The organism is Aliirhizobium sp. YIM B11859 (assembly GCF_057163345.1).
In genome coordinates, this window is sequence record NZ_JBXHAY010000002.1 from 297,588 (window position 1) to 320,252 (window position 22,665).

The following is a 22,665-nucleotide window of genomic DNA, read 5'->3' on the forward strand; positions in this document are numbered from 1 at the left end:
GAACCGCCGTGTCAGCAGGCGACGGCGGCGCTGCGCACACGGCCGACGACTTCTAAACCGGCGAGGCTCTTCTCGTCGATTTCCTGGGCCGGATAGGCACTCGAATTATCGGCAAGCAGTTGCAGCCCGCCGCCGATCAGGCGTTGCACGCGGCGAATGATCAGCCTGCCATCGGTCCTGATCGCGTAAATCCCGCCATCGGCAAGATCGCGATCGCCGCTGTCGAGGAAAACCGGCGCGTGATCGGCAATGGTCGGCATCATGCTGTCGCCTTCCGCCAGCACGGTCGAAAGCGACGCCGGATCAAGCCCGAGCCTTGCCCAATATTGCTCGATCGCGCCCGCGGCCACGGATGACGGGCTGATCTCGTCATAACCATGCAGATAGGGCTGGGGCGGATTGTCCATCATGCCCGGCGGCATCGCGCCGGCCGCAAAAGCCGGAGACAGATCGATCCGGATGCTGTCGACCTCGAAAAACCATTCCCCCCCCAGATAACGCGCCGCAATTCCAGCCTTGTCCGCCATCTGATGCAAGGTTGCGAAAGTCGGGTCCTTCTTGCCGTGACGATAGTTGTCGAGCGTGTTGTCTGCCAGTTCGGCAGCTTCTGCAGCCATCGTCCTGCCGCCAAGCATTTCGCACAGGACAAGCACCTTAAAACACACCGTTTGCCGCAGGGGATCGAGGTTAAGTCTCGCCCAGCTACGCGAAAACTTGGCGAGCTTGGTTTCGATCCTACCTGCGACATCGTCCGAGAGTAGAATTTTCATCTAATTGTAACCCTGGGTGGAAATTGGTTTACAGGTGAAAATCATTTTACTAATCTCAACAGGATTTCACCATCGCTGGAACGGCTTCTTATTCAGATTATCCGGACGGATCGCAACCGCAAGTGGTCTTTCCTGATATAGCAACATCATATGCGCCAAGCAGGCTTCCATGCATCATCCTGACAGAATCTCAGAGACAGTCGAGATATCAACCGACAAATTCGAAGAGAGCTTTGCCTTCGATATGGAGGACGGGCTGCGGAAGAACGTGACGGTCTTGCGCTCAGGCCGAGAGTTTTCCGTGGTGACGGATTATCTCGACGGGGCAGTGATCGACACGACGGTGGAAACCTTCGAGGCGGATGGGTCTGTGCGGATCAGCGTGACGGAGACGGGCATCTATCTGGCGAGTGTCCGCAGCCTGCTTGCCGACCGTGCGCGGCTGCGGCGGACACGCTTTTTCTGAACCGGCGACAAAAAAATGGCGCCCGGGCACAGCCGCCCGGGCGCCGATTATCCTCTTCCGGGACTAGAGGTACAAAAACCGGAAGAGGAAACCTGTCATCTGGCTCGACTGGTGGCTCAGTCGAGTTTGCCCAGATTGCTGCGAATGACGACGCGCAGTTCATCAATGGGACGCAGTGCCTGGCCGTCGTCGAAGTGCCAGAAGGTCCATCCGTTGCAGGCATCGAAGCCCTGTACTTTGGCGCCGAGGCGATGGATCGAACCCGCATCGCCACCGGAAGAAAGCGTACCGTCGGCGCGGATGATCGCGCTGTAGCGACGTCTTGCGTCGGTCAGAACCTGGCCGGGCTTGAGAAGGCCTGCCTCGATCAACACGTTGAATGCGACACGCGGTTCGGCACGCTTGCCGGTCATGACAGTCAATTCGGCCTTGCCGAGCGGCTCGACCGCCTCGATGCGGGCCGAGGCCGCATCGATATAATCCTGCTCGCGCTCGATACCGACGAAGTTGCGGCCGAGGCGTTTGGCAACCGCACCTGTCGTGCCGGAGCCGAAGAACGGGTCGAGAATGACGTCGCCCGGCCGGGTCGAGGCCATGATGACACGGGCAAGCAAGGCTTCCGGCTTCTGGGTCGGGTGGACCTTCTTGCCGTCATCGCCTTTCAGCCGCTCGCCGCCCGAGCAGATCGGGAACAGCCAGTCGGAGCGCATCTGCACGTCGTCGTTGGACGCCTTCAGCGCGTCGTAATTGAAGGTGTAACCCTTGGCCTTGGCGTCACGGCTGGCCCAGATCATCGTCTCATGGGCATTCTGGAAGCGGCGGCCCTTGAAGTTCGGCATCGGATTGACCTTGCGCCAGACGATGTCGTTCAGGAGCCAGAAATTCAGGTCCTGCATGATCGCGCCGACGCGGAAAATGTTGTGGTAGGAGCCGATCACCCAGATCGTGCCGTTGGGCTTGAGAACGCGACGGCAGGCGAGCAGCCAGGCACGGGTGAAGGCATCGTACATTTCGAAGGAGGCGAACTGGTCCCAGGCATCGTCGACGGCGTCGACGACCGAATGATCGGGACGGTGCAGGGTGCCGCCGAGCTGGAGGTTGTATGGCGGGTCAGCAAAGATCGCGTCGACCGAATGGTCCGGCAGCGCCTCGAGAGCGGCAACGCAATCACCCTTGATGATGGAGTTAACCCATGCGTCCGGACGAACCTGTTTTTTCAGGTCGGCCAGCGGAAAAACTGCAGCCATTTCACACTCGCTACGCTATACATAAAACGAATTTACTGACTGTTATGGTTACCTATTCTGGTTACCAAAAGCTGAACCATCGCCACATTTCGGGAAAAGTTTTCGAAATCGCCCGGCAGGTGGACGCTGCGAACAAGGGTATGGTCGGAAAAGCAGATCAACAAACAGAGAAGTTGCCCTACGCTCTACCAGAGGAGGAGCGCCGCTCTATATCGTCCTTCCAACCGAGGAAGACGAATGTTTAGAAAAATTGCAATTCTTGTCGTAACAGCCGTTACCGCTTTCACGGGTGTCGCACCCGCCCAGGCTTTCCCCACAGCGCCAGTGACGAATATCGAGAGCCGATCCGACATTCAGCAGGTCCGCGACGATCGCCGCCATGTCCGTCGCCACGATCGCCATCACGTCCGCCGGTACGATCGTCATCGTGATCGCCACCACCGCTACAGCCGTCACAGACATCACCGGAACAATACCGGCGCGATCATCGGCGGTCTGGCTGCCGGCGCGATCATCGGCGGTGCCATCGCATCCCAGAACCGTTCGGGCAGCTGTGCTTCGCGCTATCGCTCCTACCGGGCTTCCGACAATACCTATCAGCCGAGTTCCGGGCCCCGTCGCGTCTGCCGCTAAGGCAATCGGCCCCGCCTGAAAAGGGCGGGGCATGATCCCGCCGGCACGTCGAAGGCCACCATCTTCCATAGGTCACCAGGGGATGGACCGAGTGGCACCCGCAGCCCGGCTATTTGCGCTGGCAGGCATAGGCCGGTGAAAAATGTTCGAGATGTCCAGAGCATGGGACCGGGTCCCAGCGATGTCCTGCGCGGCGAGACTGATGCTGGCACTCTTGCTGACAAGCAATGGAGCCCTGGCAATGACCGACGCCGACATCGGAAAATTCCATGATGCCGTTCAAACCGGCTACGCCGCCATGGTGGCGGCGATGCTGAAGACCGAACCGAAGCTTGCCACGTCCATCGGCGAATTCGTTTTCCAGCCGATGAACCTGCAAGACAGTTACTTCGAACCGAAAATCTTCCAACTGCTTCTGGCAAACGGCGCCGATGTCAACGCCGCCAATGATGAAGGCATCACGCTTCTGCACATCATCTCGGAACCCGAACCTGTCACCGCGATCGTGGCGGCCGGCGGTAATCTCGAGGCGCGGGACAAGGATGGCCGCACGCCGCTGCTCGTCAACATGACGGAGCCCGACCGGGAAGACGTCATCGAAGCGCTGGTCGAGGCCGGCGCCAATGTCAACGCCAAGGACAATCGTGGGGAGACAGCCCTGTCCCTGGCGCGACAGCGCGATGACGGCGCGTTGAAGGAACTGCTGATCGAGGCCGGCGCTCGACAATGACACGGATGTGATTCCGCAGGCGTGGTGTCAGGCGTTTACAGGCCTTTCGTCCTTGCATCCCCTCCCCGCCTTTCCTATTCAAAGCGCTATTGCGAATAAAATAGGTATTTGAAGACTTGGATAGCATCACCATAGCCCTCGTCCTGCTTGTCGCGGTCATTCTCAGCGGCACGATCTCGCGCATGCTGCCGCTGCCCATCCCCCTGCCGCTGATCCAGATCGGGCTTGGGGCGGCGATTGCCGGGGTGACGGGCAGCGGAGTGGTGCTGGAGCCGGATATCTTCTTCCTGCTTTTCCTGCCGCCGCTTCTGTTTCTCGATGGCTGGCGTATCCCGAAGGAAGGCCTGTTCCGCGACAAGGGCGTGATCCTCGAACTGGCGCTGGGACTTGTCGTGTTCACCGTGATCGGCGTCGGTCTTCTGATCCACTGGATGATCCCGGCCATGCCGCTGGCCGTCGCCTTCGCGCTTGCGGCGATCGTTTCGCCGACCGATCCGGTCGCCGTCTCAGCGATCGCCCAGCGCGTCACCATTCCGCCGCGACTGATGCACATTCTCGAAGGGGAATCGCTGCTCAATGACGCATCCGGCCTGGTCTGCATGCGGTTTGCTGTCGCTGCGGCCGTGACCGGCGTCTTTTCGGTCACCGATGCGGTCGGTACCTTCCTGTGGGTGGCGATCGGCGGTATCGCCATCGGCTTCATCGTCACCTGGCTGGTGGTGAAGGTGAAGGATACGGTCTCGCGAAAACTCGGGGAAGAGCCGGGTGCGCAGATCCTGATCAGCCTGCTGATCCCATTCGGCGCCTATCTGATCGCCGAACACCTGCATTGCTCGGGCATTCTCGCTGCCGTCGCGGCCGGCATCACCATGAGTTACGCGGAATTGAGGGGCCAGGCACTCGCCATCACCCGTGTCCGCAGAAATGCCGTGTGGGATACGGTGCAGTTCGCGCTGAACGGCACGATGTTCGTGCTGCTCGGCGAACAGCTGCCGGGCATCGTTTCGGGTGCCGCACGCGTGGTGACGGAAACCGGCCATATCGATCCGATCTGGATGATCGGCTACGTCATCGCCATCAATCTGGCGCTTGCCATCCTGCGTTTCGCCTGGGTCTGGGTGTCGCTGCATTTCACCATGTTCCGGGCCGCCCGGCGTGGTGAGGCGCTCCGCAAGCCGCACTGGAAGCTGCTGGTCGCCACCTCGCTTGCCGGCGTGCGTGGGGCAATCACCCTTGCCGGTGTGCTGACGCTGCCCTTCTTCCTCGATGACGGTATCACCCCCTTCCCGGCCCGTGATCTGGCGATCTTTCTTGCCGCCGGCGTGATCATCGTTTCGCTGGTTGCCGCCAGTATCGGCCTGCCCTTCCTGTTGAAGGATATCGAACTGCCGCCCGAGGCCGATCATCACAAGGAAGAGGATCTGGCACGGATCGCATCGTCCGAAGCGGCGATCCGGATGATCGAGAAGCTGCAGCACGCGATGAGCGAGGGGCGCACGGATGCCGATCTCTACGGCCATGTCGGCACAAGGCTGATGGAGCTTTACCGCGAGCGTATCGATGGACGATCCAAGATCGGCGACGAAGCGGAAGAGGTGCGGCGCATGGAAGAGGCCGACAGGCGGCTGAGGCTTGCAGCACTCCGGGCCGAGCGCGACGAGATCTTTCGCCTGAGCCGCGCCCGGAAAGTGTCCGAAGAGATTGCCCGCAAGCTCATTCGCGAGATCGACCTCGCCGAGGCGCGCTACAGCGCCTGAGGCCTCTTAAGCCGCATGCACGTCGCGGCTGTCCTGCGGCGCTTGCGCGCGCTCGAACATGCCGTAGTCGCGCAGGATATGGCCGATGCGCAGCCGGTAATCGGCAAAGACGCCGTTGCGGCCAGCCTGCTGGGCGGCGCGATGTGCCTCGACATTGCGCCACGCCTTCACCGCCTCCTCGTCGCGCCAGAAGGACAGCGACAGGATCTTGCCGCGAAGGGTCAGGCTCTCGAAACGCTCGATCGAGATGAAGCCGTCGATCCGTTCCAGTTCGGATCGCAGGTCGCCGGCGAGATCGAGATAACGGTGGCGTTCGCCCATGAAGGGCACGACTTCGAAGATGACGGCGATCATGGCTTTAGCAAATCCCTCATTGGCGCTCCATGCGGCAGCGACATGTTCTTCAGGAAGATGCGATCTTCCTTGAGGATGAAGCGCTCGCGTTTGGCGAACTGGTAATTCTCCCGGCCGAGCGGATCGGCGGCAAGCCTTGCGCGATAGGCTTCGTAGGCGGCAAGGTTTTCGATGTTGTAGACGCCGTAGGCGGTGGTGGCCGAGCCTTCATGCGGGCCGAAATAACCGATCAGGTCGGCGCCGTTGCGCGGGATAGACTGGCCCCAGGCACGCGCATAGTCGGCAAACTTGTCCTGCTTGAACGGGTCGATCTCGTAGCGGATGAAACAGGTGATCATGGCATTTTCCTTGACTGAATGTCCTCGTGACCCACCGTTTCTGCCATGTTGTCGCGCAGGGATGCTTCGGCTACGATCGAAGTATGAAGGCTAAAGATATGGGATGATGCGCGGCATGAAGGAAGGACCGGACATAGCCCGTATCGGCACACTGATCGGCGATCCCGCCCGCGCCAACATGCTGACGGCACTGATCGGCGGCAAGGCGCTGACGGCGACCGAGCTGTCGCAGGCGGCCGGCGTGACGCTGCAGACCGCGAGTGCGCATCTTGCCAAGCTCGAAGATGGCGGGCTGATCGTTCAGCGCAAGCAGGGACGACACCGCTATTTCACGCTCGCCGATGCGGCGACGGGTGCACTGCTCGAAACGATCATGGGGTTTGCCGCAAGCCGCGGGCATCTGCGCTACCGGCCGGGACCGAAGGATCCGGCACTCAGGAAGGCGCGGGTCTGTTACGATCATTTGGCCGGCGATTACGGTGTGCGGATGCTCGACAGTTTCGTCTGCCGCGGCGAGATCGAGACGGATGGCGAGAACCTGTCGGTCACGGCAAAGGGCCGAGAGCAGCTTGCGGCCTTCGGCATCGATCTTTCCCGGCTTGCGGCCAACCGCCGTCCGCTGTGCAAATCCTGCCTCGACTGGAGTGAAAGGCGATCGCATCTGGCCGGCACGCTCGGCAAGGCGCTGCTGTCGCATATGTTCGACCAGGGCTGGGCACGGCGCAGCGACGAAAGCCGGGCGGTGATCTTCACATCCGAAGGCGAGCGACGGTTCCTGCTGCAGTTTCCGCTCGATATGCAGTAGCCGACAGCTTCCCGCTTCGCTCTACCCTGCCATGCGGCCCAGCCGGTTGAGCTTGCGCGGCGCTTCCGCTAGAACCCCGCCTGACTTGTCCCAAAAGGTATTTCAGACATGAGCGGTTTCGACCTCATCATCTTCGATTGCGACGGCGTGCTCGTCGATTCCGAAATCATCGCAGCCCAGGTCGAATCACGGCTTCTGACGGAAGCCGGTTATCCGATCAGCGTCGAGGAAATGGGCGAACGGTTTGCCGGCCTGACCTGGAAGGACATTCTTTTGGCGGTCGAGAAGGAAGCCGATATTCCGCTGTCCGCCTCGCTGCTCGACAAGTCGGAAAAGCTGCTCGACGCCCGGCTGCAGCGCGACGTGAAGATCATCGACGGCGTTCGCTTCGCGCTTGCCCGCCTGACGACGCAGCGCTGCATCTGCTCCAATTCGTCCAGCGCGCGGCTCGACATGATGCTGACCAAGGTCGGCCTGAAGCCCTATTTCGCACCACATATCTATTCGGCCAAGGATCTTGGACCCGATCGGGTAAAGCCGAAGCCGGACATTTTTCTGCATGGCGCGGAACAGTTCGGCGTCGACCCGTCGCGCTGCCTCGTCATCGAGGATTCGACCCATGGCATCCATGGTGCAAGGGCGGCCGGCATGCGTGTCATCGGCTTCACCGGCGCGTCGCATAGCTATCCGAGCCATGCCGACCGGCTGACCGATGCGGGTGCTGCGACGGTGATCTCGCGCATGCAGGATCTGCCGGCCACGGTTGCAGCGCTCGGCGAATGGGCCGAAGCGATCTGACCGTCAAAATCTAGAAATCGACGACGAGGCTTGCCTTCGCAGCGTGGCTTGCGAAGGATTTGGCGAATTCGCCGGAATAGGTCAGCTTCACCCGCGCGGTCCTTGAGACCTGCGCCGAAAGCGAGGCTTCGACAACGGCCGTGTCACGCGGCAGCGAGACGCCCTCGATGATGAACGGGCTGCCGGTCGAAAACGCAAACCGCGTCGACGGCGTCAGGTCACCGATCGCATGGCGCCAGCCGAGCATGCCGGAAAAACTTGCCGGCAGATCGGCATTGCCGATATCTGCTGCCCATCTGAGGCCGAGCGTCGTCAGCGTCACATCATCCGTGCCGCCACCTGCCGACAAGGCTGCTGCCCCGCCCTTTTCACCAAAACCATCAGTATCAAGATTGATATAGGCGAGATTGGCAAAGGGTTCGAGCGTTACCGGGCCGAGCTTTTCGCGCCAGCCGAGATCGGCAAAGACCTGGCGGGTGACGCTCGAATAATCGGCCTGCAGCTCATCCTCGAACGTACCGAAGGCAAGATTACGGGTCGTCGAAATCTCGTTCCTCGAATAGATCGCCCCGCCGGTGAAATTGAGCCCGCCCCATGCCGCTGCGGCATAGAGGCCGGCATGGTAGCTGTCCCAGTCGGCATCGAGGCCGGCCGAGGCATTGGTATAACCGACAAGTCCGCCGACTTTCCAGTGATCCGAGATATCGCCATCGAAACCGGCAAACAGGCCCGCCGCATGGCTGTCGATCCCGGCGGCATTGCCATCGCCGTCGATGCGGCCCGAGGCGGCGATGCCGGTCATCCAGACGCTTGCGCCGCCGTCCGTCTGTTGCGCGGGAATATCGCCATTGATCCGGTCGAGAATTGCTTCGCGGGCCAGATCCGCCTGCTGCATCAGCTGGCTTTTCAGCGAGGCATGCAGTTCACCGCTCAATTGCGAAAACGCGTCGCGGGCGCCATTGGCGCTGAGCGGCAGAACACCCAGGAAGACGGAATTTTCAGTGCCGAGCGACTGGACGGCGTTGGCCGTGGCGCGGGTATTGGCGGTCTGTGCGACATCGGCGAAATCGACGTCGTTGCGATAGAGGTCGAGGGTGATCGACGTCGGATCGTAGGTGAGGATCGGCGAGAGGAAGGCGAGATCCGAGGTCACGTCGTCGAAGATGCCGTTGACGCTGTCGCCGGTCAGGATCGTGTAGCTGGTGTCGAGCGCATAGGTTCCGGCGCCGGCCAGAACCTCGACCGTACCGCCGTTGATCGTCACCGTGCCGGAAGCATCCAGACGGTCGGACGTGCCGGCCGCATCGGTTTCCACCTGATAGGTCGATCCCTTTTCGAAGGTGACATCGCCATTGACGGCGACCGTCGCGATGCCCGGTCCCGGCGCAAATGTGCCGCCATCGCCGACGGTCAACCCGCCGATCGTGCCGGAGCCTGCAAGCACGCCGTCCGTGCCGATATCGATTGCGCCACCGACCGTGCCGTCATTGACCAGCGTGCCGCCGATGACCGTCGCATCGCCGGTGATCGTGCCATCCTCGTTGTTGGTGAAAGTGCCGCCGGTATTGGTCAGCGAGGCAATCGTGCCGGCATTGGAAACCGTGCCGGCATTAACGACATCGCCGGCCGTCGCACCGGAATTGTTGACGAAGGCGGCGGCCGCCGCGACATCCACGTCGGTGACGGTGAAATTGTTGACCACCGTGCCGCCGGTGACGACCGTATCGCCGGTTACCGTGCCGCCGTCATTGTTGGTGAAGGTGCCGCCGGTATTGGTCAGCGAGGCAACCGTGCCGGCATTCGAAGTATTGCCGGCATTGGTGACATCGCCGGCGGTCGCACCCGTATTGTTGACGAAGATCGCCGCCGCCATGACGTCGACATAGGTGACGACGAAATTGTTGGTCACTGTGCCGCCGGCAATCACCGTATCACCGGTCACTGTGCCGCCGTCATTGTTGGTGAAGGTGCCGCCGGCATTGGTCAGCGAGGCAACCGTGCCGGCATTCGACGTATTGCCGGCATTGGTGACATCGCCGGCGGTCGCACCCGTATTGTTGACGAAGATCGCCGCCGCCATCACATCGACATTGGTGACGACAAAGTTGTTGGTGACCGTGCCGCCGGTGACGACCGTGTCACCGGTGATCGTGCCGCCGCTATTGTTGGTGAACGAACCGCCGGTATTTTCCAGCGAAGCGATCGAGCCGGCATTGGACGCGGTACCGGCATTCTTTACATCGCCGGCACTGGCGCCGGAATTGTTGACGAATTCGGCGGCCGCCTCGACATCCACATCGCTGACGACGAAATTGTTGGTCAGCTTGCCATCGTCGAGCGTGGTCTTGCCCGTGATCGTGCCATCGTTGACGGTCTCGCCACCGGTCATGTGCAGGGTGCCGGCAAGCGTGCCGGAATTGGCGAGATTGCCGCCGGACATCTCGACATCGGAGGTCAACTGGCCACCGGTGGAGATCTCGATCCGGCCGGGATCGGCAAGGGTCGTGCCGCCCGAGGCCGAAAGATCGGCATCGACATGCAGCGTGCCGCCGGTGACGTCGACCGAATCGACCGTGGCATTGGTGGAAACAGTCGGAACGCCGGAGCCGATCGCTGCGGCATCGCCTGCGCCGGGTGCAGATGGGGTCCAGTTGGCGCCGTTGGCGAAATCATTGTCGGAAGCACCGGTCCAGGCGGATTGTGCCGAGACGGCAGCAGGCAGCAGACACGCAAGCGACACGATCGCCGTGCAGAGCTTGAGGCGCCGTCTTGCGCCTGCCGAAATCGCTGGACCAGCCATTCCCACCTCACCCAGACCTCGATTAAAGGCGAAGCGCCCTTAACGATCTGCTAATATGAGTTAAGGAATTATGGTTAACGGATGTTTAACAGCAGGCGCTCCGATGCCGGAGCGGCCTGCATTTTCAGACGATAAGATGGCGCCCGTCGCTTAGACGCGCTTGCCCTTGCGAACAGGCTTGGCCGGGGCGTTATCGAAGCCGAGGCGGACGCGGGTGAAGCGCGAGGCGCCGCCCTGGGCGTTGGGGATCTGCACGTCGGCCTTGGAGAAGATGAACTGCGAGCCGCCGGCCGGCATGTTGACCGGGAAAGCCACCTTCTGCGAATAGATGACGTTGTCGCCATCGACGACATCGACCGTGACCGGCAGCGTCAGCGAACCCGGCGTGCCGGCCGGACCCTGGACGATACGGCCCTGGGCGACGACATTGATGGTCATCGTCGTCTCGTTTGCCGTGCATTGACGCGTCACGTCGTTGAAGGATGCCTGATAGAGAAGCTTGCTCGGATCATCCTGGCCGCCCTTGGCATAAACGCGGTAGACGGCGTTCTGCTCAAGCATGACGACCTGGGGGCAATAGGCCTGAACCACGGCCGGGGCAGCGGCGGCAGCCGATGCGTTGGCACTCATATCAAGCCCCTGCGAAGCAGAATTGCAGCCTGCCAAAAGAGCTGCGAGTGAGACCGCCATAAAACCGCGAGAGAACTTGCCAACCACGTTACTCAACCCTTTGCAGCTTCGTTATCGAAGGCGGTACCGACCCGTCGTATTCCGGTCTTTCACCGCCGATTTCGATAGTCTATATCAGCGGTCGGAACAAAAATCGATCAGGGATTCAACGTCGTGGAATACATTTCTACCCGGGGCACTGCGCCCGCTCTCGGCTTTCGTGATGCACTCATGGCGGGGCTCGCAAAAGACGGCGGGCTCTATGTCCCGCGCAAATGGCCGTCCCTTTCGAAGAAAGAGATCCGTGGCCTGCGCGGCAAGAGCTACCAGGATATCGCCTTCGAAATCCTGTCGCGCTTCGTCGACGGAGAGATTTCCGACGACAAATTGAAGGCGATGATCGACGAGGCTTATGCCACTTTCCGCCATCCGGCCGTGGTGCCTTTGGTGCAGGTCGGGCCGAACGACTTCATCCTCGAACTCTTCCATGGCACGACGCTCGCCTTCAAGGACGTGGCAATGCAGCTGCTTGCGCGCCTGATGGACCACGTCCTGACTGAACGCGGCGAGCGGGCGACGATCGTCGGCGCCACGTCGGGCGATACGGGCGGGGCAGCGATCGACGCCTTTGCCGGCCGCGAGCGCACCGACATCTTCATCTTCTTCCCGCATGGCAAGGTTTCTCCGGTGCAGCAGCGGCAGATGACCTCGTCGACCGCATCCAACGTGCATGCGATTGCGGTCGAGGGCAATTTCGACGATTGCCAGAACCTCGTCAAAGAGATGTTCAACGACGCAGCCTTCCGTGAGCGGGTCAAGCTTTCGGGTGTCAACTCGATCAACTGGGCCCGCATCATGGCCCAGGTCGTTTATTACTTCACCTCGGCCATTTCGCTCGGGAGCCCGGACCGGAAGATCTCGTTCACCGTGCCGACCGGCAATTTCGGCGATATCTTCGCCGGCTACGTCGCCAAGAAGATGGGCCTGCCGATCGACCGGCTGGTGATCGCCACCAATGACAATGACATCCTTGCCCGGACGCTGAAGACCGGCCGCTACGAGATGAAGGGCGTCAAGGCGACGACCTCGCCATCGATGGACATCCAGATCTCGTCGAATTTCGAACGCCTGCTGTTCGAGGCCTATGACCGCGATGCAGCCGCCGTGCGTCGCTCGATGGACGGGCTGAAACAGTCCGGCGCCTTCGAGATCGAGGCAAAGCCGCTGAAGGCGATCAAGCGCGAGTTCCGCGCCGGCCGCGCGACCGAAAAGCAGGTTGCCGCGACGATCCGCGAGATCCTGTCCTCGACCGGCTACCTGCTTGACCCGCATACGGCGACCGGCGTTTTCGTCGCCGCAAAGAATGCCAAGGCAGGAAGTCCGATGGTGACGCTTTCGACCGCGCATCCGGCCAAATTCCCGGCTGCGGTAAAATCCGCTTGCGGAATTGATCCGGCACTTCCATCATGGTTGTCTGATCTTATGCAAAGGGAGGAGCGCTTCGACATTCTTGAACCGGAGCTTAAGGCCGTCGAAACCTTCATCGGCAGCCGTACCCGGGCCAAGTAACGATGGCGCCAGAGAGTTCCAAAATGAATGTAGAGATTACCCGGCTCCCCTCCGGGCTGACTGTCGTCACCGAAAGCATGCCGCATCTGGAAAGCGTGGCTCTCGGCGTGTGGATCAAGTCCGGTTCGCGTAACGAGACCGAGGCCGAGCACGGCATTGCCCATCTGCTCGAGCACATGGCCTTCAAGGGGACGGCGCGCCGCAGCGCCCGCGACATCGCCGAGGAGATCGAGGATGTCGGGGGCGAGCTCAATGCCGCGACCTCGACCGAAACGACATCCTATTATGCCCGCGTGCTGAAGGATCACGTGCCGCTTGCTGTCGATATCCTGGCCGACATCCTGACGGAATCGGCATTCGACGAGGAAGAGCTGCGACGCGAGAAAAACGTCATCCTGCAAGAGATCGGGGCCGCCAACGATACACCGGACGATGTCGTCTTCGACCGGTTCTCGGAAATCGCCTATCGCGACCAGACAATCGGCCGGGCCATCCTCGGTACCCCGGAACGGGTGAAAAGCTTTACGCCGTCGCAGATCCGCGGTTATCTCTCGCGCAATTACACGACCGACCGGATGTTCGTCGTGGCTGCCGGTGCCGTCGATCATGATGCTTTCGTCAAGCAGGTCGAGGAACGCTTTGCCGGCCTGCCGACCACGCCGAGCGCACCGCCGGTTTTCGACGCCGCCCGCTATATCGGCGGTGACGTGCGCGAGGAACGCGACCTGATGGACACCCAGGTCCTGCTCGGTTTCGAGGGCAAGGCCTACCATATGCGCGACTTCTACTGTTCGCAGATCCTCGCCAACATTCTCGGCGGGGGCATGTCGTCACGTCTCTTTCAGGAAGTGCGCGAGCATCGCGGGCTGTGTTATTCGGTCTATGCCTTCCATTGGGGCTTTTCCGACACCGGCATTTTCGGCATTCATGCGGCAACCGGCAGCGACGACCTGCCGAAGCTGATCCCGGTGATCATCGACGAATTGCACAAGTCGGCCGACACCATCCATCAGGTGGAAATCGACCGCGCCCGGGCGCAGATCCGCGCGCAATTGCTGATGGGCCAGGAAAGCCCGGCGGCACGCGCCGGCCAGATCGCCCGCCAGATGATGCTTTATGGTCGTTCCATCCCCAATGAGGAGATGATGGAGAGGCTTGCCGGCATCACAACCGAGCGGCTGACCGATCTTGCCGGGCGGCTGTTCTTCGATACCGTGCCGACGCTTTCGGCTGTCGGGCCGATCGAGAAGCTGGCGCCGATGTCGGAGATTGCGGCCGCATTGTCGTCCCCCGTCATCAAGACAAAAGCGGCCGGCTGATCCGGCACTCAGCGCGGGAGCGGCAGCAGAATGGCAAGGTCGGTGTTTCGGTTCTTGTCCCGACATCCGGACACGCCGGAACTATCCGGCCCGGAGCATCTGCTCAGGCTGCCGCATAATTCCGACTATAAACAGTGGTATAGGCTGCGGTCCGAGAGCCGCAGCTTCCTGCAGCCGTGGGAGCCGACCTGGCGCGCCGATGAACTGACGGAGGCCTCCTACCGCGCCCGGGTGATGCGCAGCGCGCAGGAATGCTCGGCAGGTCTTGCCATTCCCATGCTGCTTTTCCGGGCCGACGACATGGTGCTGCTCGGCGGCCTGACAATCGGCTATATTCGCCGTGGAGCGGCGCAAAGCTGCATGATCGGATACTGGATGGGCGAAAAACATGCGGGCCGAGGCCATATGTTGGCCGCATTGAGAGTGGCAATCCCCTATATCTATGGCGGACTTCAGTTGCACCGGATCGAGGCAGCCTGTATTCCGGACAATGGGAAGAGCATCCGGCTTCTTGAAAAGGCCGGCTTCGAACGGGAAGGTCTTTTGCGGAAATATCTCAAAATCAACGGCGAGTGGCGCGACCACATGATGTTTTCCCGGTTGCCGGAAGACGGCGAATTCGGGAAAATGATGAAGCCATGACCGAAGATTTGCGTATTGCGTACCGGGCTTTCGGCCTGAAGTTCCTGCTTATCGCCCTGTTTGCCTTGCTGACGGTCGGGATGGCCGGTGCTCGTGCCGCCGAACCAGTGAAGATTTCCCGCGACGACACGGCCCTCGACCTGACGGCGACGACCGACATCTATACCAACCAGGGCGAGGCCTTCCAGGTTTCCACCGCAGCCGGTGCCGATGGTATCCGCCGGCGTATCGAGGTCAGATCCAGTTCACCCAGCCACCAGGGTGACTGGGCCGTGTTTGCGCTCTCCAACGTTTCCGAGGAACAGCTGGAGCGGGTCATCGTCGCGCCGCATTTCCGGCTGGTCGGCTCGAAAGTGTTCTGGCCCGATCTCGGCTCGCAGCGCATCATCGCGATCACGCCATCGGAAGGTTTTGCGCTCGACCGGGTATCGAGCCCCGATGCCGACGTGTTCCGCATCACGCTCAATCCGGGTGCGACGATCACCTTCGTCGCCGAGCTCGCCACCCCTTCCCTGCCACAGATCTATCTCTGGCAACCGGATGCCTACAAGGACACGGTCAACGCCTTCACCCTTTACCGCGGCATCGTGCTCGGCATTGCCGGGCTGCTGGCGGTGTTTCTGACCATCCTGTTCGTCGTCAAGGGCACCTCGATGCTGCCGGCGGCGGCGGCACTCGCATGGGCGGTGCTTGCCTATATCTGCGTCGACTTCGGTTTTCTCGACAAGCTGATCACGATTACCTCCAGCGACCAGCGCATATGGCGGGCGGGCGCGGAGGTGGCGCTCGCCTCTTCGCTTGTCATCTTCCTGTTCACCTATCTCAATCTCAACCGCTGGCACGTGCATCTCGGTTACGCGACGCTTGCCTGGGTGGTCGGTCTCGTGCTGCTCGGCGGCGTGGCGATCTACGACCCGTCGGTTGCGTCGGGTATCGCCCGGCTGTCGTTTGCGCTGACCGGCACTGTCGGCATTCTGCTGATCATCTATCTGGGCTTCAACCGCTACGACCGGGCGATATTGCTGGTGCCGACCTGGACGCTGATCCTCGTCTGGCTGTTCGGCGGCTGGCTGACGGTGACGGGACAGCTCGACAATGACATTATCCAGCCGGCGCTTGGCGGCGGTCTGGTTCTCATCGTTCTGCTGATCGGCTTCACCGTGATGCAGCACGCCTTTGCCGGAGGGGCCTACCAGCAGGGGCTGTTTTCCGATCTCGAACGTCAGTCGCTGGCACTGACCGGCTCGGGCGACACCGTCTGGGACTGGGATGTCGCGCGCGACCGGGTGATCACCACGCCGGATATTTCCGGCCGGCTCGGGCTTGAGACAGGTGCCATGCACGGGCCGGTGCGCAACTGGGTTCCACGGCTGCATCCCGACGACCGCGACCGGTTCCGCGCCACGCTCGACGTGCTGCTCGAACATCGCCGCGGGCGGTTGCATCACGAATTCCGTATCCGCGCCGAAGATGGCCATTTCCACTGGCTGCAGATCCGCGCCCGGCCGGTGCTCGGCTCCAATGGCGAGATCATCCGCTGCGTCGGCACGATCATCGACGTGACCGAGCAGAAGAACTCGGTCGAGAGACTGCTGCAGGATGCACTGCACGACAACCTGACCGGCCTGCCGAACCGGCAGATCTTCCTCGACCGGCTGCAGAGCGTGCTGACGCTTGCCGCAAGCGGCGACAGCGTGCGGCCGACGGTGATGGCGATCGACATCGACCGCTACAAGCAGGTCAACGACAGTCTCGGCATTGCCGCCGGCGACAACATGCTGATCGCGCTGACGCGACGCCTGCGACGGCTGTTGAAGCCGCAGGATACGCTGGCACGGCTTGCCGGCGACCAGTTCGGCCTGATCCTCGTTTCCGAGCGCGACCCGGCCAAGATCGCCGATTTCGCCGATGCGGTTTCGCAGGCGATCATGGTGCCGATCAACTATGCCGCGCGGGAGATCGTGCTGACGGCCTCGATCGGGCTTGCCTCGTTTGTCGACCAGCAGGAAAGCGCTGCCGGCCTGCTTGCCGATGCGGAACTTGCGATGTACCGGGCCAAACGCGGCGGCGGGAACAAGGTCGAGCCGTTCCGGCCGATCTTCCGCACGTCCGGCACCGACCGGCTGCAGATCGAGACCGACCTTCGCCGAGCGATCGAACGCAAGGAGCTGTCGCTCGCCTACCAGCCGATCATCCGGCTGAAGGATGGCGAAATTGCCGGCTTCGAGGCACTGATGCGCTGGGACCACCCCAAGCGCGGCGCCATTCCGCCGGCGGAATTCATTCCGATCGCGGAAATGTCGGATCTCATCGGCCCGCTCGGCGTGTTCGCCATGGAGCGGGCGGCGGCCGACCTCGTGTCGTGGCAGGAACAGACCGGCGAAGTGCCGATCTTCGTGTCGGTCAACCTGTCGAGCGCGCAGCTGCTCAATGCCGATCTTTATAACGATGTGCGGGCGCTTCTTTCCAAGACGCAGGTCAATCCGGCCCAGCTGAAGCTGGAACTGACCGAGTCGCTGATGATGGAAAACCCGGAACAGGCAAGGCTGATCCTCGCCAAGCTGAAAGAGACGGGCCTGAGCCTGGCGCTCGACGATTTCGGCACCGGCTATTCGTCGCTCTCCTATCTCACCCAGTTCCCGTTCGACATGATCAAGCTCGACAAGACGCTTGTCGGCGACATGAGCGAAAGGGGTTCCATCCTGCTGCGCTCCGTCGTCGCCATGGCCCGCGGGCTGGAAATGACGGTCGTGGCGGAAGGTATCCAGACCGACGAGGACGCAATGGAACTCGCCAAGATGGGCTGCCATTTCGGCCAGAGCTACCTGTTCGGCCCACCGGCGACCAGCGAAGCGATGCTACGGCTGCTGAAGGAGCGGTTTCCGCTGACGAAAAGGGCGTAAGGTTGATGGCGCGGCTTTGAATTCAGAACACGCCGCCCTCAATACGTCGCAAGAAAAACCCCTCCCAACCCTCCCCACAAGGGGAAGGGCTTAACCTAGCCGCGCCGCAGTGCCCTGATGGAGCCAGACGTGTGCCCCAAGTCTTCTCCCCCCTTGTGGGGGAGATGGCCGGCAGGCCAGAGAGGGTCTTTTTCCGCCTTACCGCCGCAATACCAGATCATGCACGAATTGCAGTTTTGCCGTTACCGACGGCGTGAGGATAAACGGGTAGAGATCCGGCACGCCCATCGAGCGGTGGATGCTGTTGATCGCCAGGCTGAACGGGATCCAGGCCGAAACCAGCTGTTCGGCGCTACGGGCCCTGTAGGGATTGAAGTCGATCTCGGCGGCCAGTTCCTCGTGGCTGCGTGGATCGATCGACATGCCATAGGCACGCGCCGTTTCCAGCGTGTCGACGATATGGATATAGTGGGCGAAGCTCTCGGCGAAATCCTCCCAGGGGTGCGAACTGGCATAGGTGGAGATGAAGAACTCCTGCCAGTTCGGCGGTGGACCTTGCTCGTAATTGCGCTTGAGCGCCTCTCCATAATCCACAGTCTCGTCGCCGAAGACGGCGCGGAACTGGTCCAGCCGGCCGCCGTCGCGCACCATCTTGTCCCAGATGTAATGGCCGGTCTCGTGGCGGAAGTGACCGAGCATGGTGCGGTAGGGCTCGTTCATCGATACCCGGATCTGCTCGCGGGTCGCGTCGTTTGCCTCTGCCGCACGAATGGCGATCAGACCGTTTTCATGGCCGGTCATGGCCGGCTTCAGGCTTCCGTCCGGCTGAACTTCATCGACGAGGAAATCGAAAACCAGTCCGCCGACCGGATCCTCGTCGCGGTTGATACGTGGAAGATCCCATTTCAGCATCGAATAGAAAAGGTGCCGCTGGGCCTGGCTGATGCTCCGCCACTCGCTTAACCCCTCTTCCGTGGAGGCGTCGGGAACCAGCCGGTTATGCCGGCATGCGGGGCAGAAGTCGTTGGGGTCTTCGGCAAGGACAGTCCAGTTGCAGATGTCCATGGCTGCATTGGCACAAGGGCGAACCTTGTGGTCGGGCTCGGCGAAAAGCGACCAGGTGTCGTCAGTTTCGCTGGGCTGCAGGGCATGCATGGCAAGTGCCTCCGGCACGAAGGCGAGCCGGTAGCCGCAATTGACACAATTCCTGTTGTCGAAGTGAACAGTCTGGCCGCAGTGGTCGCAGTCATAAAGGCGCATGGTTCGATCCGGTGTTGGAAGCCTGGAGGGAATACATAGAGAAAACCTGCTTCGGCATGACCGAAACAGGTTTCTGACTGACTGGAGATTCCCGGTTCGGCCTTTCGGGTCGAACCGTTATTCGGGCGCCTTAGAGGCGGTCCACGAATTCCTTGCCGGCTTCCTTGATCTTGCCCTTGGCCTGCTGGGCATGACCCTTGGCTTCCTGGGCATTGCCCTTGGCCTTGAGTTTAGAGTTGTCGGTCAGGTCGCCTGCGGCCTGCTTGACCTTGCCTGCAATTTCGTTGCCCTTACCGGCCATCTTATCGCTGGTGCTACCCATCCTGCTGTCTCCTTTATCTGGCGGCGCGTTGTCTGCGCCTTGCAGAAGTAGAACGGAGCGGGAGAGAGATCGTTCCAAAACAAATGCCGCATCGGCTGACTTTATGCGTGCCCTGCCTCGGTGGACAACATTTCCGGGGTCACGCCCATTGTGGCAAGCGCCCGCTCGTATTTCGTATCGACCAGCGGATCAAAAATGAGATCGTCCTGCGCCGGGCAGTTCAGCCAGCCGTTATTGCCGATTTCCGCTTCCAGCTGGCCTGCCCCCCAGCCGGCATAACCGAGCAGCATGGTGGCGCGGGCCGGGCCGTTGCCCTTGGCGATTGCCCGCAGGATGTCGAGCGTGGCGGTGAGCGAAATCTCATCGCTGACGGGAATGGAGGATTCGCATGAGAAATCGTCCGAGTGGAGCACGAAACCGCGGCCCGTTTCCACCGGCCCCCCATAAAGGACCGGAAAATGACGGGCCTTTTCGGGAAGGAAACGCCGTTCGGCCTCATCGACCAGCTTAAGATGCTCCACAACGTCTGGAAACGACAGGTCCTGTAGCCGGTTGATGATAAAGCCCATGGCACCGGCGGAAGAATGGGCGCAGATATAGACCACGGTACGGGCAAAGTTTCCGTCCTGGACACCTGGCATGGCGATGAGGAACTGGCCGTCCAGAAAGCCGCGTTCGCGCTTGTCTCTCAGTGCCGAAAATCCCATCGTGCCTCCTGTGCGCCATAGAGCCCGGCCCGGACAAGGAACCGCATCGGACGATTGAGAGATCAAGATGGAGCAGTCGCCCTGATCATTCAACCGAAAATGATCGCTTTTCGGCAGACGTGGCTGGCATGACCTTCGAGCCTGGGTTAAATCCCGATCCATGACATCGACCGTTTATGCCCTTCGCCACCTGACATCCGCAACGCTGCTGACCCTTGCATTTCTGCTGCTACCGTTTTGCGCACATGCCGAGACGACGGAATGGGCGAGCAACGAAGGCGGCCGTATGAGGATCGTGGCGCTTGCTCCCGATGCAGGCGGCAGTGTGCGCGGCGCATTGCAGATCGAACCGAAGGCCGGCTGGATCACCTATTGGAAGGAACCCGGCGATGCCGGCATTCCACCGCATGTGGCATTTGCCGACAATACCGGAGTGGAACTGAAGCGGCTGTCCTACCCGGCACCGCGACGCTTCGACAACGGGCCGATCCGCGACATCGGCTATGACGGACCGGTGAGTTTCCCGTTCGAACTCAAGGTCGAAGACCCGAGCAAGCCTGCGGCGTTGACGGCGTCGGCCTTCATCGGGCTTTGCCGCAACATATGCATTCCCTTCCAGGCGGACTTCTCGCTTTCGCTCAAGGCGGATGAGGGGACATCCTTTGCGGAGGCAATGATCATCAACAATGCGGAGGCAAAACTGCCGGAAGCGCCCTCGGATGATTTTGCCATCACGCATTATTCGGTTTCCGCCGATGGCGACCATTTGCGGCTGCGGCTGCGGCTTCCCAGGGATGCTGCGAAAAAACCTCAGGTGATCGTTACCGGGCCAGAAGGCCATGTGCTGTTCGGCGATGGCCAGGGCGAACGGGACAATGATAGCTATTCGATCGACATGCCGGTCGGAAAGCTGCCGAAGGGTTATGACATGAAGGGCAAGCGCTGGGGCATACTGGTGCTTGCCGGCCACCGCGCAATGGAGACATCGCTCGCCTTTGAGTGAGCTTGCCTTGTCATTTGTCATCCCTATAGTTCCGGCAGCGGCCTAGCCAAGGGTGGTCAGGGCCGAAATGGCAGGAGATCGGCATGACGATTGCAGTGGGCGACAAGCTTCCCGAAGCAAAATTCAAGGAAAAGACGGCGGACGGCCCGGTGGAGGTGACCACCGAAGACCTGTTTGCCGGCAAGAAGGTCGTGCTGTTTGCCGTGCCGGGCGCGTTTACGCCCACCTGCACGCTCAATCACCTGCCGGGTTATATCGAAAACCGGGACGCGCTGATCGCCAAGGGCATCGATGACATCGCCGTGGTCGCGGTCAATGACTGGCATGTGATGGGCGCCTGGGCGCAGCAATCGGGCGCGATGGGCAAGATCCATTTCCTCGCCGACTGGGATGCCGCCTTCACCAAGGCAATGGGCCTCGATATGGATCTTTCCGCCGGCGGGCTCGGGGTCCGCTCCAAGCGGTATTCCATGCTGGTCGACAACGGCGTGGTGAAGTCGCTCAATATCGAGGAAAGCCCCGGACAGGCAACGGTTTCCGGCGCCGAGGCGATGCTGGAACAGCTTTGAAAATATCTGCCCTCATTGCCGTGCCAGTCACGGCAATGAGGGCAATCCGTCATGCCGCCAGATCGTAGACGATCAGGCCGGACAATCCGCCTTCCGCCGCCGCAATGATGCGTTCGGCAACCGCGATATGGCCGGGTGCCGCAATATAGGCGTCGCGCGCCTCCGGGCTCTCGAAGGTAACGGTGAAGCCATCGAGAAAACCGCCATTGAGCCCTTCGGCGGACACATTGGGACCCGCCTTCAAGTCAATAATACCTGGCACGACCGTCTTCAGGCCGTTGATGGCGTCGTAGAGTTCCTGCTTTTCCGCCGCCTGCAGCGCAGACTTGAAGCGAACGAATACACAATGAAGGATCATTGATAACGGTCCTCGTTTTCCAATTTTGGGCAGAATAGTCGGTAGGGCCGAAAGCGCAACCGTGGCAAGCTCTGCGGCGCAATTAAGGCACCCACGCTGCGGCGGGAAGCGGCGGGCCAATTTCCATTTTCAGCAATTACAAATATCTTCAAAGGCTTGCGCAGGCAGGGGATTTTCCCCCGGCAAATTTTAACTCGCGTTCACCACTCCAATTAAGGCGCAATTAGGGCGAAATGCGGCATAGATGTGCCAATGCAATTTCGAGAAAGTGCTTTCCCTTGCGTCGCATCTATCTATCCCTCGCCATTCTTGCAGCGTCCTGTGCCATGTCCCATGCGGCCGATCTTTCGGGTGATTATGGCGGCAATTGCGATGGAGCGGTGCAATGCGCCGTCGAGGTTTCAGCAACGACCGTGTCGGTCATCGTTGCCGACCGAATGGACTATGCCAAGAAGAAATGCGTCATCAGCGGCACGCTTCAGAATGTTGCCAAAGGACTTGCCGGTGAGATCCGGCCCGGCATGAAGGTCTTCGTCAATGCCACCGCTGACGGCGGCATCTATCTGAATGGAATTCCGGCCAAGACCTGTGGCCGTGATCTCAACGGTTACTACACACCCGTCGGCGACTGAGACAGCCAAGCTCA

Annotated in this window: 23 protein-coding genes; 13 read left to right on the forward strand and 10 right to left on the reverse strand. The window is 61.0% G+C overall.

From position 1 onward, the window contains the following. Positions 1-11: 11 nt before the first annotated feature. Positions 12-770 (reverse strand): S24 family peptidase, encoded by a 759-nt coding sequence (locus AC2GXZ_RS07730; protein ID WP_483758574.1) that lies wholly within the window; start codon positions 768-770, stop codon positions 12-14. A 169-nt stretch (positions 771-939) separates the two neighbouring features. Here AC2GXZ_RS07730 and AC2GXZ_RS07735 point away from each other — a divergent pair, with 169 nt between their 5' ends. Further along, complete coding sequence (locus tag AC2GXZ_RS07735) at positions 940-1,236, forward strand: hypothetical protein (protein ID WP_483758575.1); 297 nt, start codon at positions 940-942, stop codon at positions 1,234-1,236. A gap of 116 nt (positions 1,237-1,352) precedes the next feature. Here the strand turns inward: AC2GXZ_RS07735 and AC2GXZ_RS07740 are convergent, their stop codons facing one another. Then, positions 1,353-2,483 (reverse strand): DNA methyltransferase, encoded by a 1,131-nt coding sequence (locus AC2GXZ_RS07740; protein ID WP_483758576.1) that lies wholly within the window; start codon positions 2,481-2,483, stop codon positions 1,353-1,355. A 237-nt stretch (positions 2,484-2,720) separates the two neighbouring features. On the opposite strand from AC2GXZ_RS07740, the gene AC2GXZ_RS07745 reads away from it, so the two are divergent. From AC2GXZ_RS07745 to AC2GXZ_RS07755, 3 genes are all read left to right on the forward strand, one after another. Then, positions 2,721-3,116, forward strand: a complete 396-nt coding sequence (locus AC2GXZ_RS07745; RefSeq protein ID WP_483758577.1) for a BA14K family protein — start codon at positions 2,721-2,723, stop codon at positions 3,114-3,116. A 241-nt stretch (positions 3,117-3,357) separates the two neighbouring features. After that, entirely contained in the window at positions 3,358-3,846 is a 489-nt protein-coding gene (locus AC2GXZ_RS07750; protein WP_483758578.1) for an ankyrin repeat domain-containing protein, read from the forward strand. Between the two features lie 116 nt (positions 3,847-3,962). Then, a complete protein-coding gene (locus AC2GXZ_RS07755) occupies positions 3,963-5,603 on the forward strand; it encodes a Na+/H+ antiporter (protein ID WP_483758579.1) in 1,641 nt (546 codons plus the stop codon). Positions 5,604-5,609: 6 nt separating this feature from the next. Here AC2GXZ_RS07755 and AC2GXZ_RS07760 read toward each other — a convergent pair whose 3' ends face one another. Next, positions 5,610-5,957 carry an antibiotic biosynthesis monooxygenase family protein gene (locus AC2GXZ_RS07760; RefSeq protein WP_483758580.1) on the reverse strand — a complete coding sequence of 116 codons (348 nt, stop codon included), beginning with the start codon at positions 5,955-5,957 and terminating at the stop codon, positions 5,610-5,612. Continuing rightward, positions 5,954-6,295, reverse strand: coding sequence for an NIPSNAP family protein (locus AC2GXZ_RS07765; RefSeq protein ID WP_483758581.1), 342 nt, complete (start codon positions 6,293-6,295; stop codon positions 5,954-5,956). The genes AC2GXZ_RS07760 and AC2GXZ_RS07765 overlap by 4 nt, the downstream gene beginning before the upstream one ends. A gap of 115 nt (positions 6,296-6,410) precedes the next feature. Between AC2GXZ_RS07765 and AC2GXZ_RS07770 the strand changes: the two genes are divergently transcribed. Together AC2GXZ_RS07770 and AC2GXZ_RS07775 are read left to right on the forward strand one after the other, a co-directional pair. Continuing rightward, the gene (locus AC2GXZ_RS07770; RefSeq protein WP_483758582.1) at positions 6,411-7,100 is read left to right on the forward strand and encodes an ArsR/SmtB family transcription factor; all 690 of its coding nucleotides are present in this window, start codon (positions 6,411-6,413) and stop codon (positions 7,098-7,100) included. A 108-nt stretch (positions 7,101-7,208) separates the two neighbouring features. Continuing rightward, positions 7,209-7,898 carry an HAD family hydrolase gene (locus tag AC2GXZ_RS07775; RefSeq protein ID WP_483758583.1) on the forward strand — a complete coding sequence of 230 codons (690 nt, stop codon included), beginning with the start codon at positions 7,209-7,211 and terminating at the stop codon, positions 7,896-7,898. Positions 7,899-7,908: 10 nt separating this feature from the next. Here the strand turns inward: AC2GXZ_RS07775 and AC2GXZ_RS07780 are convergent, their stop codons facing one another. After that, the gene (locus AC2GXZ_RS07780; RefSeq protein ID WP_483758584.1) at positions 7,909-10,698 is read right to left on the reverse strand and encodes an autotransporter outer membrane beta-barrel domain-containing protein; all 2,790 of its coding nucleotides are present in this window, start codon (positions 10,696-10,698) and stop codon (positions 7,909-7,911) included. A 150-nt stretch (positions 10,699-10,848) separates the two neighbouring features. Continuing rightward, positions 10,849-11,328 carry a PilZ domain-containing protein gene (locus AC2GXZ_RS07785; protein ID WP_483758585.1) on the reverse strand — a complete coding sequence of 160 codons (480 nt, stop codon included), beginning with the start codon at positions 11,326-11,328 and terminating at the stop codon, positions 10,849-10,851. Positions 11,329-11,541: 213 nt separating this feature from the next. On the opposite strand from AC2GXZ_RS07785, the gene thrC reads away from it, so the two are divergent. Genes thrC through AC2GXZ_RS07805 form a run of 4 tightly spaced genes read left to right on the forward strand, consistent with a single transcriptional unit; the run spans position 11,542 to position 17,800 of the window. Beyond that, positions 11,542-12,936, forward strand: a complete 1,395-nt coding sequence (gene thrC, locus AC2GXZ_RS07790; protein WP_483758586.1) for a threonine synthase — start codon at positions 11,542-11,544, stop codon at positions 12,934-12,936. A 23-nt stretch (positions 12,937-12,959) separates the two neighbouring features. Further along, positions 12,960-14,255: a M16 family metallopeptidase gene (locus tag AC2GXZ_RS07795; RefSeq protein ID WP_483758587.1), complete on the forward strand. Its 1,296-nt coding sequence runs from the start codon at positions 12,960-12,962 to the stop codon at positions 14,253-14,255. A 30-nt stretch (positions 14,256-14,285) separates the two neighbouring features. Next, the gene (locus AC2GXZ_RS07800; protein WP_483758588.1) at positions 14,286-14,897 is read left to right on the forward strand and encodes a GNAT family N-acetyltransferase; all 612 of its coding nucleotides are present in this window, start codon (positions 14,286-14,288) and stop codon (positions 14,895-14,897) included. After that, complete coding sequence (locus AC2GXZ_RS07805) at positions 14,894-17,800, forward strand: EAL domain-containing protein (RefSeq protein WP_483758589.1); 2,907 nt, start codon at positions 14,894-14,896, stop codon at positions 17,798-17,800. Before AC2GXZ_RS07800 ends, AC2GXZ_RS07805 begins: the two co-directional genes overlap by 4 nt. 198 nt (positions 17,801-17,998) lie before the next feature. Here AC2GXZ_RS07805 and AC2GXZ_RS07810 read toward each other — a convergent pair whose 3' ends face one another. The 3 genes from AC2GXZ_RS07810 to AC2GXZ_RS07820 form a co-directional block, all read right to left on the reverse strand. Then, complete coding sequence (locus AC2GXZ_RS07810) at positions 17,999-19,060, reverse strand: zinc-binding metallopeptidase family protein (protein WP_483758590.1); 1,062 nt, start codon at positions 19,058-19,060, stop codon at positions 17,999-18,001. Positions 19,061-19,190: 130 nt separating this feature from the next. Continuing rightward, complete coding sequence (locus AC2GXZ_RS07815) at positions 19,191-19,382, reverse strand: CsbD family protein (protein WP_483758591.1); 192 nt, start codon at positions 19,380-19,382, stop codon at positions 19,191-19,193. Between the two features lie 101 nt (positions 19,383-19,483). Continuing rightward, positions 19,484-20,089: a YqgE/AlgH family protein gene (locus AC2GXZ_RS07820; RefSeq protein WP_483758592.1), complete on the reverse strand. Its 606-nt coding sequence runs from the start codon at positions 20,087-20,089 to the stop codon at positions 19,484-19,486. A 160-nt stretch (positions 20,090-20,249) separates the two neighbouring features. On the opposite strand from AC2GXZ_RS07820, the gene AC2GXZ_RS07825 reads away from it, so the two are divergent. Both AC2GXZ_RS07825 and AC2GXZ_RS07830 read left to right on the forward strand, forming a co-directional pair. After that, positions 20,250-21,092: a protein-disulfide reductase DsbD domain-containing protein gene (locus AC2GXZ_RS07825; RefSeq protein ID WP_483758593.1), complete on the forward strand. Its 843-nt coding sequence runs from the start codon at positions 20,250-20,252 to the stop codon at positions 21,090-21,092. Positions 21,093-21,175: 83 nt separating this feature from the next. Continuing rightward, complete coding sequence (locus tag AC2GXZ_RS07830; RefSeq protein ID WP_483758594.1) at positions 21,176-21,661, forward strand: redoxin family protein; 486 nt, start codon at positions 21,176-21,178, stop codon at positions 21,659-21,661. Positions 21,662-21,710: 49 nt separating this feature from the next. On the opposite strand, the gene AC2GXZ_RS07835 is transcribed toward AC2GXZ_RS07830, so the two are convergent. Further along, positions 21,711-22,019 carry a Dabb family protein gene (locus AC2GXZ_RS07835; RefSeq protein WP_483758595.1) on the reverse strand — a complete coding sequence of 103 codons (309 nt, stop codon included), beginning with the start codon at positions 22,017-22,019 and terminating at the stop codon, positions 21,711-21,713. A 278-nt stretch (positions 22,020-22,297) separates the two neighbouring features. Between AC2GXZ_RS07835 and AC2GXZ_RS07840 the strand changes: the two genes are divergently transcribed. Next, positions 22,298-22,651 carry a hypothetical protein gene (locus tag AC2GXZ_RS07840; RefSeq protein WP_483758596.1) on the forward strand — a complete coding sequence of 118 codons (354 nt, stop codon included), beginning with the start codon at positions 22,298-22,300 and terminating at the stop codon, positions 22,649-22,651. Positions 22,652-22,665: the final 14 nt, after the last annotated feature.

Bases quoted from the DNA above. Each gene is read 5' to 3' on its own strand.
- AC2GXZ_RS07730 (WP_483758574.1), bottom strand. From the start codon at position 770: ATGAAAATTCTACTCTCGGACGATGTCGCAGGTAGGATCGAAACCAAG.
- AC2GXZ_RS07735 (WP_483758575.1), top strand. From the start codon at position 940: ATGCATCATCCTGACAGAATCTCAGAGACAGTCGAGATATCAACCGAC.
- AC2GXZ_RS07740 (WP_483758576.1), bottom strand. From the start codon at position 2,483: ATGGCTGCAGTTTTTCCGCTGGCCGACCTGAAAAAACAGGTTCGTCCG.
- AC2GXZ_RS07745 (WP_483758577.1), top strand. From the start codon at position 2,721: ATGTTTAGAAAAATTGCAATTCTTGTCGTAACAGCCGTTACCGCTTTC.
- AC2GXZ_RS07750 (WP_483758578.1), top strand. From the start codon at position 3,358: ATGACCGACGCCGACATCGGAAAATTCCATGATGCCGTTCAAACCGGC.
- AC2GXZ_RS07760 (WP_483758580.1), bottom strand. From the start codon at position 5,957: ATGATCGCCGTCATCTTCGAAGTCGTGCCCTTCATGGGCGAACGCCAC.
- AC2GXZ_RS07765 (WP_483758581.1), bottom strand. From the start codon at position 6,295: ATGATCACCTGTTTCATCCGCTACGAGATCGACCCGTTCAAGCAGGAC.
- AC2GXZ_RS07770 (WP_483758582.1), top strand. From the start codon at position 6,411: ATGAAGGAAGGACCGGACATAGCCCGTATCGGCACACTGATCGGCGAT.
- AC2GXZ_RS07775 (WP_483758583.1), top strand. From the start codon at position 7,209: ATGAGCGGTTTCGACCTCATCATCTTCGATTGCGACGGCGTGCTCGTC.
- AC2GXZ_RS07780 (WP_483758584.1), bottom strand. From the start codon at position 10,698: ATGGCTGGTCCAGCGATTTCGGCAGGCGCAAGACGGCGCCTCAAGCTC.
- AC2GXZ_RS07785 (WP_483758585.1), bottom strand. From the start codon at position 11,328: ATGAGTGCCAACGCATCGGCTGCCGCCGCTGCCCCGGCCGTGGTTCAG.
- AC2GXZ_RS07795 (WP_483758587.1), top strand. From the start codon at position 12,960: ATGAATGTAGAGATTACCCGGCTCCCCTCCGGGCTGACTGTCGTCACC.
- AC2GXZ_RS07800 (WP_483758588.1), top strand. From the start codon at position 14,286: ATGGCAAGGTCGGTGTTTCGGTTCTTGTCCCGACATCCGGACACGCCG.
- AC2GXZ_RS07805 (WP_483758589.1), top strand. From the start codon at position 14,894: ATGACCGAAGATTTGCGTATTGCGTACCGGGCTTTCGGCCTGAAGTTC.
- AC2GXZ_RS07810 (WP_483758590.1), bottom strand. From the start codon at position 19,060: ATGCGCCTTTATGACTGCGACCACTGCGGCCAGACTGTTCACTTCGAC.
- AC2GXZ_RS07815 (WP_483758591.1), bottom strand. From the start codon at position 19,382: ATGGGTAGCACCAGCGATAAGATGGCCGGTAAGGGCAACGAAATTGCA.
- AC2GXZ_RS07820 (WP_483758592.1), bottom strand. From the start codon at position 20,089: ATGGGATTTTCGGCACTGAGAGACAAGCGCGAACGCGGCTTTCTGGAC.
- AC2GXZ_RS07825 (WP_483758593.1), top strand. From the start codon at position 20,250: ATGACATCGACCGTTTATGCCCTTCGCCACCTGACATCCGCAACGCTG.
- AC2GXZ_RS07830 (WP_483758594.1), top strand. From the start codon at position 21,176: ATGACGATTGCAGTGGGCGACAAGCTTCCCGAAGCAAAATTCAAGGAA.
- AC2GXZ_RS07835 (WP_483758595.1), bottom strand. From the start codon at position 22,019: ATGATCCTTCATTGTGTATTCGTTCGCTTCAAGTCTGCGCTGCAGGCG.